Origin of the sequence: Streptomyces sp. NPDC093089, from assembly GCF_044754405.1 — a bacterium.
Lineage (GTDB): Bacteria > Actinomycetota > Actinomycetes > Streptomycetales > Streptomycetaceae > Streptomyces.
Genome location: NZ_JBIVPA010000006.1, coordinates 357,704 through 374,523, shown reverse-complemented (window position 1 = coordinate 374,523; position 16,820 = coordinate 357,704). Strand labels below are relative to the sequence as shown.

19 protein-coding genes and 2 pseudogenes are annotated in these 16,820 nt (G+C 68.6%); 10 read left to right on the top strand and 11 right to left on the bottom strand.

Annotation, left to right across the window (positions count from 1 at the left end; translation table 11 throughout):
- Window positions 1–61: 61 nt before the first annotated feature.
- Both ACIQFX_RS16890 and xerC read right to left on the bottom strand, forming a co-directional pair.
- Window positions 62–340, bottom strand: coding sequence for an FAD-dependent oxidoreductase (locus tag ACIQFX_RS16890; protein WP_402463701.1), 279 nt, complete (start codon window positions 338–340; stop codon window positions 62–64).
- A gap of 198 nt (window positions 341–538) precedes the next feature.
- Window positions 539–1,663 (bottom strand): tyrosine recombinase XerC, encoded by a 1,125-nt coding sequence (gene xerC, locus ACIQFX_RS16885; RefSeq protein WP_402463852.1) that lies wholly within the window; start codon window positions 1,661–1,663, stop codon window positions 539–541.
- A gap of 64 nt (window positions 1,664–1,727) precedes the next feature.
- On the opposite strand from xerC, the gene ACIQFX_RS16880 reads away from it, so the two are divergent.
- Window positions 1,728–2,618 carry an IS5 family transposase gene (locus tag ACIQFX_RS16880; RefSeq protein ID WP_402463699.1) on the top strand — a complete coding sequence of 297 codons (891 nt, stop codon included), beginning with the start codon at window positions 1,728–1,730 and terminating at the stop codon, window positions 2,616–2,618.
- Here the strand turns inward: ACIQFX_RS16880 and ACIQFX_RS16875 are convergent.
- Window positions 2,577–3,374, bottom strand: coding sequence for a hypothetical protein (locus tag ACIQFX_RS16875; protein WP_402463697.1), 798 nt, complete (start codon window positions 3,372–3,374; stop codon window positions 2,577–2,579). The two genes, ACIQFX_RS16880 and ACIQFX_RS16875, sit on opposite strands and share 42 nt — an antisense overlap.
- 270 nt (window positions 3,375–3,644) lie before the next feature.
- Window positions 3,645–4,607, bottom strand: coding sequence for a glycoside hydrolase family 16 protein (locus ACIQFX_RS16870; protein ID WP_402463695.1), 963 nt, complete (start codon window positions 4,605–4,607; stop codon window positions 3,645–3,647).
- Between the two features lie 353 nt (window positions 4,608–4,960).
- On the opposite strand from ACIQFX_RS16870, the gene ACIQFX_RS16865 reads away from it, so the two are divergent.
- The 3 genes from ACIQFX_RS16865 (at window position 4,961) to ACIQFX_RS16855 (ending at window position 8,768) form a co-directional block, all read left to right on the top strand.
- Window positions 4,961–5,197: a hypothetical protein gene (locus tag ACIQFX_RS16865; RefSeq protein WP_402463693.1), complete on the top strand. Its 237-nt coding sequence runs from the start codon at window positions 4,961–4,963 to the stop codon at window positions 5,195–5,197.
- Window positions 5,198–5,355: 158 nt separating this feature from the next.
- Window positions 5,356–7,506: a bifunctional polysaccharide deacetylase/glycosyltransferase family 2 protein gene (locus ACIQFX_RS16860; protein ID WP_402463691.1), complete on the top strand. Its 2,151-nt coding sequence runs from the start codon at window positions 5,356–5,358 to the stop codon at window positions 7,504–7,506.
- A gap of 2 nt (window positions 7,507–7,508) precedes the next feature.
- Complete coding sequence (locus ACIQFX_RS16855; protein WP_402463689.1) at window positions 7,509–8,768, top strand: acyltransferase; 1,260 nt, start codon at window positions 7,509–7,511, stop codon at window positions 8,766–8,768.
- Between the two features lie 196 nt (window positions 8,769–8,964).
- Here ACIQFX_RS16855 and ACIQFX_RS16850 read toward each other — a convergent pair.
- Both ACIQFX_RS16850 and ACIQFX_RS16845 read right to left on the bottom strand, forming a co-directional pair.
- Window positions 8,965–9,935, bottom strand: a pseudogene (locus ACIQFX_RS16850) (MFS transporter); the annotation flags it as partial.
- A 336-nt stretch (window positions 9,936–10,271) separates the two neighbouring features.
- Window positions 10,272–10,688, bottom strand: a complete 417-nt coding sequence (locus ACIQFX_RS16845; RefSeq protein ID WP_402463687.1) for a VOC family protein — start codon at window positions 10,686–10,688, stop codon at window positions 10,272–10,274.
- A 568-nt stretch (window positions 10,689–11,256) separates the two neighbouring features.
- Here ACIQFX_RS16845 and ACIQFX_RS16840 point away from each other — a divergent pair.
- The 3 genes from ACIQFX_RS16840 to ACIQFX_RS16830 all read left to right on the top strand — a co-directional run bounded on the left by ACIQFX_RS16840 (window position 11,257) and on the right by ACIQFX_RS16830 (window position 12,545).
- Window positions 11,257–11,685 carry an SAV_915 family protein gene (locus ACIQFX_RS16840; RefSeq protein WP_402463685.1) on the top strand — a complete coding sequence of 143 codons (429 nt, stop codon included), beginning with the start codon at window positions 11,257–11,259 and terminating at the stop codon, window positions 11,683–11,685.
- 380 nt (window positions 11,686–12,065) lie between these two features.
- Window positions 12,066–12,155, top strand: coding sequence for a K(+)-transporting ATPase subunit F (kdpF, locus tag ACIQFX_RS16835; RefSeq protein ID WP_402463683.1), 90 nt, complete (start codon window positions 12,066–12,068; stop codon window positions 12,153–12,155).
- Window positions 12,156–12,251: 96 nt separating this feature from the next.
- A complete protein-coding gene (locus ACIQFX_RS16830; RefSeq protein ID WP_402463866.1) occupies window positions 12,252–12,545 on the top strand; it encodes a hypothetical protein in 294 nt (97 codons plus the stop codon).
- Window positions 12,546–12,674: 129 nt separating this feature from the next.
- Here ACIQFX_RS16830 and ACIQFX_RS16825 read toward each other — a convergent pair whose 3' ends face one another.
- Window positions 12,675–13,160, bottom strand: a complete 486-nt coding sequence (locus ACIQFX_RS16825; protein ID WP_402463681.1) for a DUF1877 family protein — start codon at window positions 13,158–13,160, stop codon at window positions 12,675–12,677.
- Window positions 13,161–13,395: 235 nt separating this feature from the next.
- Here ACIQFX_RS16825 and ACIQFX_RS16820 point away from each other — a divergent pair.
- Window positions 13,396–13,572: pseudogene (locus ACIQFX_RS16820) on the top strand (IS5/IS1182 family transposase); the annotation flags it as partial.
- 39 nt (window positions 13,573–13,611) lie between these two features.
- On the opposite strand, the gene ACIQFX_RS16815 reads toward ACIQFX_RS16820, so the two are convergent.
- The 4 genes from ACIQFX_RS16815 to ACIQFX_RS16800 form a co-directional block, all read right to left on the bottom strand.
- The gene (locus ACIQFX_RS16815) at window positions 13,612–14,079 is read right to left on the bottom strand and encodes a hypothetical protein (RefSeq protein WP_402463864.1); all 468 of its coding nucleotides are present in this window, start codon (window positions 14,077–14,079) and stop codon (window positions 13,612–13,614) included.
- Between the two features lies 1 nt (window position 14,080).
- Window positions 14,081–14,740, bottom strand: coding sequence for a polymorphic toxin-type HINT domain-containing protein (locus ACIQFX_RS16810; RefSeq protein ID WP_402463850.1), 660 nt, complete (start codon window positions 14,738–14,740; stop codon window positions 14,081–14,083).
- The gene (locus ACIQFX_RS16805; RefSeq protein WP_402463679.1) at window positions 14,737–15,366 is read right to left on the bottom strand and encodes a hypothetical protein; all 630 of its coding nucleotides are present in this window, start codon (window positions 15,364–15,366) and stop codon (window positions 14,737–14,739) included. The genes ACIQFX_RS16810 and ACIQFX_RS16805 overlap by 4 nt, the downstream gene beginning before the upstream one ends.
- An 82-nt stretch (window positions 15,367–15,448) precedes the next feature.
- Window positions 15,449–16,168, bottom strand: a complete 720-nt coding sequence (locus ACIQFX_RS16800) for a hypothetical protein (protein ID WP_402463677.1) — start codon at window positions 16,166–16,168, stop codon at window positions 15,449–15,451.
- A gap of 404 nt (window positions 16,169–16,572) precedes the next feature.
- Here ACIQFX_RS16800 and ACIQFX_RS16795 point away from each other — a divergent pair, with 404 nt between their 5' ends.
- Both ACIQFX_RS16795 and kdpF (ACIQFX_RS16790) read left to right on the top strand, forming a co-directional pair.
- Complete coding sequence (locus ACIQFX_RS16795; RefSeq protein ID WP_402463675.1) at window positions 16,573–16,728, top strand: hypothetical protein; 156 nt, start codon at window positions 16,573–16,575, stop codon at window positions 16,726–16,728.
- Window positions 16,725–16,814 carry a K(+)-transporting ATPase subunit F gene (gene kdpF / locus ACIQFX_RS16790; RefSeq protein ID WP_402463673.1) on the top strand — a complete coding sequence of 30 codons (90 nt, stop codon included), beginning with the start codon at window positions 16,725–16,727 and terminating at the stop codon, window positions 16,812–16,814. Before ACIQFX_RS16795 ends, kdpF (ACIQFX_RS16790) begins: the two co-directional genes overlap by 4 nt.
- Window positions 16,815–16,820 lie beyond the last annotated feature (6 nt).

The window sequence follows — 16,820 nt, the reverse complement described above, 5'->3', positions numbered from 1 at the left end:
GGTGTGACGCTCCGGAGCGCTCGGACCGCCTCCGGCGCGACGGGCGCGGGACGCGGCGGAGTCACCGATGGCGTGGATCTCCGGGGGGGGGGAAAACCGAGCGCAGAGTGGCATCGACCAGGATGAGGCCGCGGTCGGCGGTGGCGGTCCCGGCGTCGGCTGCGAGCGGCGACACCTTGACGCCGGTGGTCCAAAGGCACGCGTCGGAGCGGACGAGCCGGCCGTCGGCCAGCTCGACGGCGTCGTGCAGCACCTTGGTGACGCGGGCGCCGGTCTCAAGAGTGACGCCGAGGCGGTTCAGCGCGTCGTGGAGGTAGGCGCGGGCCTTGGCACCCATCATGCCGCCAGGCTCGTCCAGACAAACCGCCCGGCGATCTCCAGGTCGTCGAGGCACCCTCGCCTACTGGTCTCCACAGGTTCGCGGATGAGCGACCGCAGCTCGCTGTGCGGCCAGGACGCCGCGCTTCACCGACCACCTGATGGCAGTACACCATGGGGCTGGTGGGGACCACTTGGGGACCAACCCGCCTTGACCGCGTCAGCGGGCGGCCGCGATCGCAGTGGGCAGGGACCGTGGTGCGCGGAGCACGCTGAGGTGGGCGGTCAGTGCTGCGCCGGCGAACCAGGTGAGGCCGGTGTGGCGCAGGTCGTGGCGGCGCAGGTGCTCGTACCCGAGCTTGGTGACGACGGTGTCCCAGTGGGTGGCGTCGCGGAGAACCGCAGTCGATATGCGGCCGCCACGTGGGCCCGTGAACAGACGGGCGTCGGGATCGGGACCGGCGGCAAGGACGCGCTGCGCGACGAGCGGCCGGATCTCTTCGATGATGGGTACCTGGCGGGCGCGCTTGCCCTTGGTTCCCTTGCCGACCAGGCCGCCAGGAGCGGGGGTCGTCTGCCGTCGGACGGTCCAGATCCAGTTGGTGGTGTCGATGTCCCCGACCCGACATCCGGAGACCTCGCCGATGCGAGCGGCGGTGCACGCGGCGAAGAGGACGACCTCGTCCCAGCCTCGGTACTCGCCGTAGGAGGCCGAGACAAGGGTGTCGGCGAGCTGGACGAGCGCCTGCCAGTCGGGCAGCGCCAGCGCGCGGGGGTTGAGGAGCTCGTCCTCGGCCGGCTTGTAGAGCTTCTGCCAGCCCGTCACCCGGGCCGGGTTGACCTTGATGATGCCGTCGCGGACCGCCTGCTCCATGACGCGGACGAGGACAGCGAGGCTGTTCTTGACGGTTGACCGGCCGTGCTCGTCGGCGATCCAGTTCTGTACGGTGCGGTCGACCCCACCGTTGGTGATCATCCGAACCGGCAGATGCCCAAGTGCGGGCAGCACGCGGAGCTTCCACCCAGACAGGTAGGGGTCGCGTGCTTTCAATTCGAGCTCGCGCAAGGCGAGTTCCATGTTCGCGGAGCCGTAGTCGGCCAATGGCATGGTGGCGAGCGACGGGTTGGTACCGGCCTCGGCGGCTTCGATGAGGCCGGTGAGCCACTCCTGGGCTTCGTCTTCGCTCTCCTTGGCGGCGGAGAGTGACTTGCGGGACTTGCTCTCGGGGTCCCACCAGCGCACACGCGCCCGGTAGGGAGAAGGGCGGTCGGGGCGGTATTCGACGTCGGTCTTGAGGCGGACGCCGATGGGGATGGCCTCGACGGCGGCTGCGGGCGGGGCTATGGCCGTGTCAGACCGTCTTTGAGATCTGCCGTGTCGCCGGGCAGGGGCGCTCGTCGAGCCTGTGGTGAGTGGTACTGGGTGCGGGTATCCGTCGGACCTGACGGACGAGCAGTGGGCGTTGGTGGAGCCGTTGCTGCCGCCGGCGCGGGTCGGGCCGAAGGGCGGGCGGCGTGAGAGGCATCCGCGGCGGCGGATCGTGGACGCGATCTTCTATGTGGTGCGGACCGGCTGCGCCTGGCGGCAGTTGCCGAAGGACTTTGCTCCCTGGCCGACCGTGTACTGGTACTTCACGTGGTGGCACGACGACGGCACCGTCGACCGCATCCATGACGCCATGCGCGGCAAGGTCCGTGAAGCCGACGGCCGCGACGCGGGGCCGAGCGCGGGCCTGATCGACTCGCAGTCCGTCCGCACCGCCGACACCGTCCCCGCCTCCACCAGGTGCTTCGACGCAGGCAAGAAGGTCAAGGGCCGCAAGAGATTCATCGTCACCGACACCCTCGGCCTGCTCCTGGCCGTCGACGTCGTCGCGGTAAGCATTCAGGACCGCGACGGCGCGACACGGCCGTTGCTGTGGACCAGGCTCGACCATCCGAGCGTTCAGAAGATCTGGGCGGACCAGGGCTTCGCCGGCCGCCTGGTCGACTGGACTGCTTCGATCCTCGGTCGCGAGCTGGGCATCGTGCGCAAAGACCCAGGCCAGCGGGGCTTCCAGGTCCAGCCCAAGCGTTGGGCGGTCGAGCGGACCTTCTCGTGGATCACCGCCCACCGGCGCCTCGCACGGGACTACGAGAGCAGTCCGGCGCACGCGGAGACGATGATTCGCTGGGCGATGATCGGCGTGATGGTGCGCCGGTTGGCCCGGGGCCGGGCAGCCGTCCGGAGTGGCCCGCGGCTCCTCGTCGGCGGGGGTTCAGGTGTCGTAGCAGCCGTTCCAGGGTGCGTTGAAGCCTAGGCCGTCGGGGTAGAACTCGGCCCATACCTCGTCGTCTTCCTCATCCACGTCGTCCTCCACGACCAGACCGAACAGGGATCCCTCGAGCCGGACGGCGAAAGGTGCGATCGCGATGTCCTGGTACTGCCGCTCCGGAAGAGCATCCAGCCACTCATCGAGTAGCAGTCGGGCCGCGTCGATTGCTTTCTGCTCACCGTCCGCTGTGGTGCCGGTGAACTGGATGCGCGAGTCCAGATGCCGGCCGGCTCCGTCGAACCGATGCAGCACCGCGCACCAACGCTTCTGCGGCTGCCAGTCGTCGCCGCTCCAGCCCTCGGGGAAGGCCGCGGTGACCGACGCGAAGAACTGGCCACCCTGCCATCGCCCGATCGTGCTCGTGCGGTAGTCAGGCTCGTGTCTGATCGGGATGACATCGGGAACGCTCATAGCCGGAACCATAGGCGTTACCTCGGACAACAAGCAGTGGCAGCCTCGCCGCCTGTCCGCACTGATTGAGACCTCAGACACGGTCTGATAGTCCTCTGGCAACTGCGGGACGGGTCCGCCGGTCACCATTACGGTCTGTGCCCGCTGGTTGAATGTGATCGTGGGCTTCATGAAGTCCATGTCCTTGGTGGCCGGCATGGACGTCATACGGTCCCGGATCGCCTTCTCGGCGCCATGCTCTTCGGGGCTCCCGGCGAGGGTGCTCGCACTCCACTCGTCGGCAAGTGGTTGCGTTTCATCGCCGGCTCGTGTGTAGGCGGGATTGATCACTGCGGCGAGGGGATCCTTGGGGATCCTGATGGTCCGCGGATCGACTGCAGGAGCGGATGGGATTTCCGTAGGCGTGCCAGCAGACGTGGGTCCAGAAGCGCTGATCGGGGCGGATATCTCGGTGGAGGGCGTCGAAGGGGAGGCGTGGCCGGACGTGAGGTCCACTTCGGAGACCGCTCGGGGACCCACTGGGGGACCGGCGCACTCGACCGGCCGGAGCGCGCCTCGACTCGGTCGGGGTGCGCTCCGTGGGGGTCGGGGTTGCCGGGGTCAGGGCCTCGGGACGGTGTTGACGTAGTCGGTGCCGGCGCTGTGGAAGCCGTCCACCGTCTTCTGGACGTCCGCCGGGGAGACGGCCTCGCCGGCCTTGTGGTAGACCCAGTCGACCTTCATGTCCCAGACGCGCGGACCGCCGGTGAAGGGGAGGTCGATGAGCCAGTTGCTGAAGTGGATGTCCATCTGCTCGCGCGGGACGTACTTGCCGGAGCTGGTGAAGAGCTCCTTGCCGTCCAGGGAGTAGGTGACCTTTCCGTCCATGGCGGTGATCACCATGGTGTGCCAGCCCCCGAGGCGCCGCTCGAGGGTGTTGTGGACCCGGTCCGGCGGGTCGGCCCTGTACCAGCTGACGCTGTCGAGCTGCGGACCCACCGAACCCCAGCCGCCGTTCGGCAGGTACTCGAAGTCGAGTTCGCTGTAGTTCTCGGAGGAGTCCGAGGGGGAGATCGGGAAGAAGGTCTGGACGACGTGGTCGCCGTCGCGTCCGCTCGTGGGCTCGTCGCTGAGGTGGACCCGGGCGGCGAAGGTTCCCGTGAAGAAGTTCCGGCTCGTGGTCTGCACCTCGGCCTGCGTGGTGCCCTGCGCGGTGCCGTCGGTGGAGGAGCGCAGTCGTAGCACCTTGCCCCCCTCGGCCGTCGGGTCGGAGGGGAAGGCGGCGCCGTCGGCGCTCCAGGTGTCCTTGATCCCCGGGCCGCCCCCGCCGGTACGGACCTCCCAGCCGTGCGCGGCGAGGGAAGGGTCGTCGGCGCCGGTGTAGTCGAAGCTGTCGAACAGGGTTCCCGGCGGTCCGGTGGGCGTCGGGGAGGCGTCCCGCGCGGGACCGGCGGCGTCGGAGCCCCCGCCGGTCGCGGGGGCGGCGGAGCAGGCGGCGAGTACGCACAGGAGGGCGGGCAGTGCGAGCGCGGTCCGTGCTCGGCGACGAGAGGTGCGACGAGAGGTGCGGCGGGGCTGGCTCACACGGGCTCCTTGGGGCGTATAGAGGCGGTGACCGGACACGCCCGTTGCATGCGGATCGATCGCTGGTCGCGTGAATCGAGCGGTCATCCTAGCGAAGGATTCAAGCCATCTCGCCTCATGTTCGCGACCTGGTCATTCAAGGGTCCGGAGGCGTCTGTCGGCATACCGATCCGGTTACGACACTCGATCGGATCATGTCAAATACGCACATCACGTACCAATCGATCCAGGCCATGCGCTACGGTCCGCTCTACGCTTCAGCGGTCTTCACACCCTGCACAAAAAGGCCACAAGTAATGCACGACGTCGACACACCTCCCAGGCGCGGATCGGTCCACTCGGCACTGCCCGACGTGGCTGAATCGCGTCAGTGGGAGCCTGCTCCGGCACCGGTGTTCGTCGACCAGTCGGGTCTGCGCAGCCGTCTGCTGCGGCGCTTCGGCTGGCCGGTCTCCGTGATCGGCGCGATCCTGGCGGCCGCCATGGGGGGCAGCCTGATCGGCGTGCAGTCGGACGCCCCGGCGATGGAGATTCCGCCGAAGCCCGCGTACCTGCCGGCCAAGGGCCCCCTGTCACCCTCCTTGCTCTAGAGGGCGCGGCCTGCGACACCCCACCCGAAAAGCTCGGTCATCACGCCGAACAGCACGACATTCCATGACATACAGCGACCTTAGTGTCGTCCGGAGCAACGCCTGCGGGCCGGCCGAGCGTGCCCGTCCGTCCGCACCACCCATCTCCAGGAGCGCCCTTGTCCCGCCACCAGCGCCGTCGGCAGTCCCTGCTGAGGCCGCGCCGACTGGCTGCGCCACCGCTGCGCTTCTTCATGCCGCTGTCCCTGCTGGCCTGCCTGCTCGCGCTCCTCGTCCTGCGCGGCCTCGCCACCAACGAGGCGTTCCACGACACCCGGATCGCGACCTCGGTGGACAAGACGACCGTGCCGGAGAACCTGCTCAAGGGCGGACCGATCATCGACGCGCGCGGCGCCAGGAACGAGCGCCCGGTGAGCTATCGGATCCCCGACCACACCGTGGTCCTGAGCTTCGACGACGGCCCCTCGCCGGAGTGGACCCCGAAGATCCTGGACGTGCTCGCGGCCCACGACGTCCGCGCGGACTTCTTCGTGACCGGCGCGATGACCACGCGCCACCCGGAGCTGATCCGGCAGATCGTCGCGGGCGGCCACGAGATCGGCCTGCACACCTTCACCCATCCCGATCTGGTGTACCAGTCCGAGGCCCGGATCAGCTGGGAGCTGGCGCAGTCGCAACTGGCGCTGGCCGGCGTCGCGGGCGTCCACACCGCGCTGTTCCGCCCGCCGTACTCCTCCGACGCCTCGGCGCTCGACGACTGGAACTACCCGGTGATCAAGTACGTGGGTTCCCACGGCTACCTCACCGCGTTCATCGACCGCGACACCAAGGACTGGAAGCGTCCCGGCGTCGACGCGATCGTCGAGGCGGCGATGCCGCGCAAGCCCGGCGCGGGCGAACTGATCCTGCTGCACGACGCGGGTGGCGACCGTGCCGAGACCCTCGCCGCGCTCGAGCAGATCATCGTGAAGCTGAAGGGCGAGGGGTACCGCTTCGCCACCGTCTCCGAGGCGCTCGGCGCCACCGACGCCACCGTGCCGGTGCACGGCTACCGGCTGTGGGCGGGCAAGGGCTTCATCTGGGCGAGCAAGGCCGCCGTGCTCACCCTGCCGGTGCTGGTCGCGCTGCTGGCCGTCGTCGGCTTCCTCAACTTCGGCCGGTTCGCCCTGATGCTCGTCCTCGCGCCGCTCCACGCCCGGCGCTCCCGGCGGCGGGACGCGTGGGGACCGCCCGTCACCGAGCCGGTCACCGTCCTCGTCCCGGCCTACAACGAGCGCGAGTGCATCGCGAACACTCTCAACTCCCTGATCGCCAGTGACCATCCGATCGAAGTGATCGTCATCGACGACGGCTCCACGGACGGCACCGCGGACATCGTCGAGGAGATGAACCTGCCGTTCGTCCGGCTGATCCGCAAGGTCAACGGCGGCAAGTCCAGCGCGCTCAACGCCGGCATAGCGGCCGCGTCGCACGACATCGTCGTGATGATGGACGGCGACACCGTCTTCGAGCCGTCCACCGTGCGCGAGCTGGTCCAGCCCTTCGGCGACCCGGGGATCGGCGCGGTCGCGGGCAACGCCAAGGTCGGCAACCGCGACAGCCTGATCGGCGCCTGGCAGCACATCGAGTACGTCCTCGGCCACAACCTGGACCGCCGGATGTACGACATGCTCAACGTCATCCCGACCATCCCCGGCGCGGTCGGCGCCTTCCGCAAGGAGGCCCTGCGGCGGGTCGGCGGGATGAGCGACGACACCCTCGCCGAGGACACCGACATCACCATGGCGGTGCTCTGCGACGGCTGGCGGATCGTCTACGCCGAGCGCGCCCGCGCCTGGACCGAGGCCCCGGCCAGCATCCAGCAGCTCTGGTCCCAGCGCTACCGCTGGAGCTACGGCAGCATGCAGGCGATGTGGAAGCACCGCCGCGCCGTGATCTCCCGGGGTCCGGCCGGGCGCTTCGGCCGGATCGGGCTGCCGCTCGTCGTGATGTTCGGCGTGGTCGCCCCGCTGCTCGCGCCGCTGGTCGACATGTTCCTGCTGTACGGGGTGCTGTTCGCGGACGCCCCGATCACCCTCGCCAGCTGGGGCGGCTTCATCCTGCTCCAGGCCGTGCTGTCCTGGTACGCCTTCCGGCTCGACGGCGAGAAGCCCCTGCACCTGATCAGCCTGCCGATCCAGCAACTCGTCTACCGGCAGCTCATGTACATCGTCCTGCTGCAGTCCACGATCACGGCACTGACCGGTGGCCGGCTGCGCTGGCAGAAGCTCCGGCGCACCGGCGAGGTCGCCGCACCGGTGGAGGCCTGACCATGACCGCGTCCTTCGAGTTCGGGAGAACCCAGGAGACCCTCCGGCTGAGGATCCCCGCCGCTCTGCGACAGGAGTCCCCGCCGGTGCCGGAGCCGTCGGCACCGTCCCCGCGCAAGGGCGGCCGGGACCTCTACCTCGACCTGCTGCGCGCGCTGGCGCTGGTCCGTGTGGTGATCTACCACAACTTCGGATGGTTCTGGCTGCCCGTCGTCTTCCCGTCGATGGGCGTGATGTTCGCGCTGGCCGGGTCGCTGATGACACGCTCGCTCAGCCGCCCCGCCCTGGGCGTCGTCCGGGGCCGTATGCGGCGCCTGCTGCCGCCGATGTGGATGTTCGGCGCGGTCGTCCTCACCCTGGAGATCATCGACGGCTGGGGTCCCGACGCCGAGGGGCACCCCAACTGGTGGTGGGGCAAGCTGCTGTTCTGGCTCGTACCGCTGAGCACTCCGCCGTACGCCGAATCGCTGAACGGCTTCGACCACCTCGTGGGGCCGGGCTGGGCGGTGCAGGTCGTCGTCCCGCTCTGGTACCTCCGCGCGTACCTCTGGTACGTCCTGCTCTCGCCGCTGCTGCTGTGGGCGCTGCGGCGGATGCCGGTGGTGACGCTGTCCGCGCCGATCGCGCTGACGATCGTGCTGAACACGTTCTTCATCGACCAGGAGTTCCTCTACGGCCGGGTCTGGGAGAACCTCAGCGACTTCGCCATGTTCGGCTCCTGCTGGATCCTCGGCATGGCCCACCAGGAGGGCCTGCTCAAGAAGATCCCGCAGTACGTCGTGCCGTCCGTCGCGCCGCTGATCATGGTGGCCGGCTGGTGGTACCTGCAGACCCGGCCGGTCGATCCGACCGTGCACACCGACATCGAGAGCTGGCCGATCGCCCAGGCCCTGTGGTCCTTCGGCTTCGTCGCCATCCTGCTCCACGTCAGTCCCTCCTGGGAACAGTGGCCCCGCCCGCTGGAACGCTGGAACGGCCTGATCAGCCTCCTCAACTCACGAGCGGTCAGCGTCTACCTCTGGCACCAGGTCGCGTTGGTGGCCGCGATCCCGCTGATCGACCCCCTCTGGACCGTCGGCTTCTTCTACGAGCACTTCCAGTGGCTGCTGATGAGCCAGTGGTTCCCGCTGCTGGTGGCGATCCCCCTGACCGGACTGCTGGTGCTGACCTTCGGCTGGGTCGAGGACGTGGCCGCGAAGCGCTCTCCGCGGCTCTTCCCGTACCCGCGCCGCGTGCGGGGCAGGCGCCGGGCCGGCGCCTGACACGGGCCGTCCGAACCGCGGACGCGCCGGGGCCACGACGGATCCTCGAAAGGGGTCCGGCCCAGCCCGCGGAAATCACGCGAGCCGGATCGCACTTCAGGGACGACTGCCCGCATCCTCTGGGAGCGCAGTCTTCGAGGCCCATGACGACCATCTGCCCCACGATCACGCCGTACGGAACGAAGGCAGGCGAGAGGGCGATCCATCCGAAGGCCGTGGCGAGAAGCGTCAGTCCTGCCATCACCGTCGAGCGTGTGCCGACGCGCACCGCCAGGGCGGCGCCGCCGACCGAGCCGATCGCGATGGTCAGCGCGACGGGCAGGATGCGCACACCGGTCGAGAGCGTCCCGTAGCCGCGGATCAGACGGAAGTACTGCGTCACCAGGAAGATGAATCCGAACAGGGCGAAGAAGGCGACGGTGACCGATCCACTGGCCGCGGAGAACGCCGGATTGCGGAAAAGCGTCACGTCGATCATCGGTGCGCTCCGTCGCTCCTCCGCCGCGACGAACAGCACGATGAGCAGCGCGGAAGCGAGGAACCCGGCGATCCTGGCAGGACCGCCCCAGCCGCCCTCGGGTGCTTCGATGATCGTGTAGACGAGCAGGCCGATGGCGGCTGTGGACAGCAGGAGCCCTGGGACGTCGATGTGCGCTTGGTCGGGGTTGCTGGACTCGGGCACGCAGAGCCAGGTGGCGACGAAGGCGACGACGGCGACCGGGACGAGCGCGAAGAAGACCGACGACCATGAGAAGTGCGCGAGCGGGACGCCGCCGACGACGGGTCCCAGCGCGACCCCGAGGCCTGTCACGGCCCCCAGACGCCGATGGCCTTCGCCCGCTGACGGCGCTGGGGGAAGGTGTTGGTGATGATGGACAGCGTGGTCGGGAAGATCACGGCCGCGCTCGCTCCCCTGAGGAAGCGGATCAGGATCAGCGCGCTCGCGGAGTCCACCAGCCCGCCGGCGAAGCTTGTCAGTGCGAAGCCGGCCGATCCCGCGAAGAGCGCCGGCCGCCGGCCGAAGCGGTCCCCGATCGATCCGGCGGTGAGGACCAGGGACGCGAAGGACAGGTTGTAGGCGTCGACGATCCACTGGAGACCACGCGTCGAGGCATCCAGCTGCCGGCTGAGCTCGGGTAGCGCGACGTTGACGATGGTCGTGTCCAGCGCGATCGCCAGGGCGGCCAGGCGGACCGTGCCGAGAACGATTCCTTTTCAAGCCGCTGCATGGGGGAGCTGGGCACCCTCGTGAACCTGAGGCTGGCCGAGGTGGCGACACGCCCCGAACACTCCCCGCCCTGGGCATGGGCACGACTCGACGCGCTGGGCAGGGCCTACGTGGAGTTCGCCCGCACCGAGCCGGGCTGGTTCCAGACGGCCTTCTCCGCAACCGGCTCCCACGCCCCCACCCTGCCCAAAGACTCCGAGGCCGCCCCGCACCCCTTCGTCCCGATGGGAAGCGAGGCGTCTTCGCGGACGTCATGCCGGCGCGGCAACCCGCTCTCACATATCGCCGGCCTGTTGCTGTCCCGGAGTGTAGGTTCCGAAGCTCCACTCGTGGCCTTCCGGATCGAGCACGCGGGCACGCGTGCTGCCCCATTCCGTCTGCTCCGGAGGGAACACGGACCGCCCGCCGGCCCGTACCGCGCGCTCGTGCAGCGAGGCGACGTCGGGGGTGACCAGATAGAGTCCGGCCCCTGTCGACGACCCCTTGAGCGAGGGGACGTCATAGTCCGTATCCGCATCGGCGACCATCACCACGGCGTGGCCCATGCGGAGCTCGGCATGCAGAACGCGGCCGTTCTCGCCCTCCTGCCGCGCCAAGGTGACGAATCCCAGGGACTCCAGCCAGCTGATACCCGCGGCAGCGTCGGAGTAGCTGAGGTACGCGTAAAGGGTTGCTTCCTCTTCTTCGTCCATTTCCCGGCTCCTGTATCTCAGGGGAGAAGCGATTTCCCGGATCTGCCTCAGGGGAGAGACGAGAGTTCCCGGATCGGGCATCGCGCACGCTGAGGCATCACGGATGCAGCCGTCGACTGGTTTTCCGGACACTTCCTCACGCCGGATGCACTGCCGCAACGCAGCTGATACGGCGGGATCCGGTGCGCATTATCGGTGCGGGGCACTTCGATTCCTCCGCTCGTATCGGGTTCGTCCAGATTGCATCCGTCCGTGATCCAACCGCGGAAGACATACGGAGACAGTGGGCAGAGCTGCAGAACCACGGTTCAGACGTCATCTCAATTGGTGAGGTGCCGTCGGGTGAACGGTGCCGTTCCCAGGACGAGTGCGGAGGCCCTCTCGCCCTCGGGGCGGAGAGCCTCCGCACTCATCTGCGCGTCCCGGGTGCGTCAGAGATCCGCACGAAGTCGACCGGTTGCCGTCAAGGTCGCGTCAGGGGGCTGCCACGGGGGCGGGGACCCGGGCATAGCTTCGATGCCGTGCCGTGCCGTGCCGTGCCGTGCCGTGCCGTGCCGTGCCGTGCCGGATGGCGCCCGCGTCGTCCGGTAGGTCATCTGTCCGTTCGAGGTTCCTCAAGGAGCGCCTCATGTGCCTCTTCCAGTACGACGACCCCGAGCCCGAGGAACCCAGCCCGGCCGGGCCTCTGTACGTCCCGGTCCGGCCGGGAACACGCGCGGTGGTGGTCCGCGTTTTCCGTACGCCGCTGGGAAGCCGTACCGCTGTCGGGTTCACCACCTTGGAGAGGCTGACCACCACGCTCGGCCCCGGGCAGCCTTGGATCCGGCTCTCAGGGGTGGTCCTCCGTTCGTTGGCCGAGCCGCTCGGAGCAGAGCTGTCGACCGTGGACCCGACGCTCACCGCCCCCGCGGTCACCAGTCCTGAGGCCCCTGCCCAGGCACCGTGGAAGGGGCCAGCCGCCGCCCAGGAAATCGGGCACGCGGCCCGGACCGCCTGACCGTGCTGCCCGCCGCGTTCGATCGTGGCTACGTACCCTCGGCGGAGCGGCCGACGGCGACGCCTTCGACTCGATCGTCGCGCGCTCCCGTGCCCGCGCGACCGCTTATGGCGCCAACGTCGGCGAGAGCCGCTGCCTCGTCGGCGTCGCCGTGTCGGCCGCCCTGGGGCCGAGGCCGCTCCTCGCCGAGTGCCGCTGACCGAGCGGCCGCGAGCTGGGAATCCGATGACCGACCGGCTGCGCGCCAGGGATCCGCCAAGACGCCGTCAGTATGCGACGGCGCTCCGCAAGGGATCCGTCAAGGTGCTCGTACGTGGGCTGCGCGCCGGGTTTCCTCGCAACAGGACACCCGTAGGTACTCATCAGGGAGTGAAGTGCTCATGAGCGTGGAGAACGTGGTCGGACTGATCGTCGCCGTCGGTATCGTCGGCTATCTCGTGGCCGCGTTCGTCCGCCCGGAGAAGTTCTGATCTGCCCGCGTCGTCGGGGCCGTCGCCCCGGAGGTCCGTCCGGGGCGACTCGAGGTCTTCGTCGGTGCCGCCACTGAGGTCGGCAAGACCTACCGCATGCTGGGCGAGAGCCGGCGCGGGGCCGACCGCGTCGACGAGGCCCTGCGGAAGTACTGCTCCGGGCGCGGCATCGGCGGGGTGGGGGAGGTCCGCGAACGGGTCGTCGTCGCCCTCACCGGCGGCCCCGAGGGCGACGCCTTGATTCGGCGCGCTAGGTTCTGCCCGGAAAGTCCCGCCTGGCTTGTGGCGCCTGGCGTGCACGATCGCCGCGCTGTCGCAACCGGGTACGACGAACTCGCCGTCCGGTACGAGGCGACCGTGCTGGACGCGGCCATCGACGAATGGCTGTGATCAGCACGTGGTCATGGCCCAAGCCACACCGCTTTGACCACCGCGTGGCCACGGCCCAAGCCGCACCGCTTTGACCACCGCGTGGCCACGGCCCAAGCCACACCGCTTTGACCACCGCGTGGCCACGGCTCAAGCCCACACCGCTTTGACCACCGCGTGGCCTGCCGAGGCCGCCTGCCCGTAGAACTTCTTGAGGGCCCTGTGGTGTTCGAGGTGTTCCTGCTCGGTCCAGCCGAGGGCACTGAACCTTGCCTCGACGACGTTCCACAGCTCGTCGAAAGAGACCGTCGTGAGGAAGCGCGCGGCCCGTGACACGCCGGGCGGCTCCAGGAGCATCAGCGGGGGATCAGAGGGGTCGGCATCAGCGCTGTGGGGTACCGGGCGGCCGCCGTAGATCGGCATGCTCCAGGGCTCGTCGGCGTCTGTGTACAGGGCGTCGGCTGCGGCGTAGAGGTCGTTGACGGCGTCCCAGCCCTTGTTGATCGAGTGCGCGATGCCCGCTGCGTACTCGGCGTCGTTGTTTTCCCACGCCTCAGACATGAACGCAGCGAGCCAGGTGTGGTCATCCCGGATCTCGGACTCGGCCACGGCACGAAAGTGCAGGTAGATGCTCACTACGACGAATCCCCCAGCTCGACGACCCACCTGTCAGGTCGAACGGGCAGAACCTACTCGAGGGCACTGACAGCGCGGGGCGTCGGTATCGACTCGCGGCATCCGGCAGGACTCTTTCGGAGCACGGCCTACGAGCTCGTAAGGGCTGTCCCGCAAACGTCGGCCGGACGCAGCCGTGCGAGAGCCGGGATACCCGCGAGCCTCCGGCCGGGCAGTTGCGGCAGCCTGCCGGCATGCCGCCGTCGGCGAGACCACTGCGATCGCCGACGGCGGCTACCCGGGTGCCGGGCTCGTCATCCCTCACCGCAGCGAGCGCGTTCAGACCGAACTCCGCGGCTGGAAAGAGGGATACGGCAAGTCCCGCAAACAGGTCCGAGCCCGGGGTGAGCACGTCTTCGCACCGCGATCCACCGTGCCCGAGGCGACTCGGAGATTATTTACGGGACAGCTCTCAGATCTCCTTATTGCCCAATTCTCCGGTCAGCCGCTCGTACTGGCGGACAGGGAAGGGCTTTCCGAACTGGCGCTTGTAGCCGTCTCGCCCGTGCTTGGCAAGGAGGTCGTCCACCATGCCGCGCACCGCGTCGATGAAACTCCGCATGTCGATTCGCTTGGCCCACAGCAGGACGGCGTCGTTCCAGCGGAACTCGTCTTGCATGTACGGGTACTGGACGACCTGGACGAACACTTCCTCCCCGGCGGCCGCGAAGAAGACACGCCATCCTTCGGGCTCGGACTCCAGCGTCGCGTAGGTGAAGCGAGCCCCCAGGCGCAGGTCGGCCGTGGAGTCCAGAAGGCACTCGAGCGCTTGGCCGGTGTACGAGACGCTGAACTCGTGCGTCTCACCTTCCGTCGACCACCGCCACCTGGCCCATCCGGCCCCGGCCAGTACCCATTCCATTTCCTGCGTTGCGGTCATCTCATCCCCTGTAGTGGCGCGAAAGGATCGGATATGCGGTACGGAGTGTGCCGTCAGGGTCGATGATCACTTCGATGTGATGGAGGTCGACGCCATCGTGATTCCTGCCGATGACTTCATCTCCGAAGTCGAGTTGGTACTTTGTCCCGTTCCTCAGTGAACCGTCCGGGTTCACCCCCGTGTTGGGGAAGGATATTCCGTCCTCGACGGTCTCCCTGATCAACTCGGCGATGTCGTCGAGATCTCCCTGCGAGAGGGGGCCGGACCGTCCTTCGAGATGGAAGAAGGTCTTCTCCGCCGTATTCTCGGGGCTCCCCTCGATGTGCCGCGTCAGAACATGCTGCCACCCGTTGTACAGGGTGCCGTCCGCCTCCTTGTGGAGGTCGAAGAGGTTGGGGCAGGGCGTGGTGTTGTGGACCAGGACCGAGGTCGCACCCGCGAGTACGAAGTACGTGCGCAGGTCGTTGACGGAGAGGTTGTAGGCGGGCTGGAGGGTCTTCCACCGGCGGACCTTGTCCACCTGGACGATGTCGCCGGTGGCCGTGCGGAGGGTGTCGCCCGCGTTCAGGTCGGCCGCGTCGGTCCACGTCCTGGTCTTCTCGGACCAGAAGGGGTGGTGGTCGGTGGCGGTGACCGTGCTCTCGCCGCGAGCGGCGTTCAGGGTGATGTCGGTGAAGTCGCGGTCGTCGGGGGTGTAGATGGTGGCCTCGACGCGACGGGGCCGGATGCGCCGGTGACCGGGTCGGCGGCCTGAACCGTGTCACCGACACGGACCTGCTCGATGGGCTTCGTGGTCCGGTCGCCCATGAGGACTCGGGTGCCGGCCGGGAAGCTGTTCTTCACCCCCGGGCAGCTGGGTGCCTTCTTGAGGAAGCTGGAGAAGTCGTCGAAGAGCTTCTTCGCGTCGGGGCCGTACTTCTCCGCGTAGCGGGCGAACTTGAACGGGGTGGTGGCCCAGCCGCCGACGGGAATCATGGAGGCGCAGGCCAGTCCCGCATCGATCCATGCGCCTTCGCGGCCGATGGGGTGGAAGTACTCGACGATTCCTTCCACCGCGTACATGCCGCAGTTGATTCCGTCGGCGACCTCGCCGAAGACCGGGATCATGCCGAGGATGTCGAGGCCGAAGTGCACGACGTCCAGCCGGACGCCGAGGGGGGTGTCCGCGGGGAGCTGCTTGGTGAGGAGGAAGTTCACGATGCCGAAGCCGAGCTTGATGAGCTTGCGCTTCTGCTCCGCTTCCGCGCGCAGCTTCTCCTGTACCGCCTTCTGGTACTGGTCCCGCATGTAGCGGTCGATGGTCTCGTTGTGGGTGACCTGCGCACTTTCGCTACTGGCGCCGGCGTTGACGGCGGAGACCCGGGCTTCTTCAGCGGCTCGGAAGGCGTCCTCGGCGTATCCGACGGCGGCCTTGAAGCTGGCGCCGGCGGCCGTGACCGAGTTGTCGGCGCGGCGGACGGCCTTGGCGGCCTCCTTCTCGGCGGCGCGGGCGCTGGAGGCGGAGGCTGCGGCGGCGTTGGCGGAGTTGCGGGCGCTCGTGGCGGACTGGGCGGCCTGTTCGGCCCAGCCGGCGGCCGTGTTGGCGTAGGCAGCCGCCGTGTTGGCGTGCTCCCTCCGCGGCGGCCGCCGGTGCGACGTTGAAGTGCTGCCACATCACGGAGGCGAGCAACTCGGCCTCCTGTTCCTGTCGCGTCGTGGCTTTCGTCCGGGTGCGTCCCAGCAGTCGGGCGGCCATGGCCGGGTCCAGGACGGGGAAGAGCTGTGCGAGCATCCCGGGCTCGGGGGCCGTGGGTTCGCGGTGGTCGAGCAGGATGTGGGCCAGTTCGTGCAGCACGATGTGCGTCTGGTGCGGCCGGCTCGTCACCACGTTGTAGTAGACGTGGTCGGAGGTGCCGAACGACACCCACATGCCGCACACTCCGGCGCCGGCGGGCGTGACGGCGGGCATCGGGAGCAGGTGCAGCGGCCGGCCGCGCTCCGCGGCGATGGCCGAGCAGAGCTCGTCTACCTGGAAGGGGTGAGAAAGGGGGAAACGTCCGATCAGGGTCTCGTACCGCGTTCTCAGCTCACGCCGGTCACGGCGGTCCATGCGCCCCGAGTTCCCTCTCGCCGTTCATCCGATCGCGGGGCCCCGCACGGCCGCTCACGATCTCCGGCGCCAGACTTTACACAGGCGGTGCACAGGTCAGACGGTCGGTGGCGCGGTAGGAGCGGGCCGTGCCCTCGGGCTGGTCAGAACCCTCTTGGATCATGCGTGTTCCACCTCCTGCGATTGGCATGACTCTATCCGCCGGGCGCGGCCGGGCACCGGGCGTCCTGGGCGGGGGACACACGGTAATGGCTTTCCCCCCGGCGCCGGGGAGCCGGGGGCCGGGATCCGAGATCCGGGGGGCCGGGATCCGGGCATCAGGGACCCAGGCAGCCAAGCAGCCGTACGAGACGCGTCAAGAGCGCGCTGCGGTGCGTATGAGGGCCGTTAACGAGGGCCGATCCGTGACTGAAAGGCGATTTCCTCGTCTCGTCCGAGAATCCGTTCTTCCTTTTTCCTGCATCCGGGAGCTCACGATGGCCGACGTGGCCTTCGTCGTCACCACGATCGCGGTCTTCGCGCTGGTGGCCTTCATCGCCAAGGGGGTGGCCAAGCTGTGAGTGCCGAGAACGTCGTCGGTCTGCTGGTGGCCGCCGCTCTGCTGGTCTATCTCGTCCTCGCCCTCGTCAAGCCGGAGAGGTTCTGAGTACGG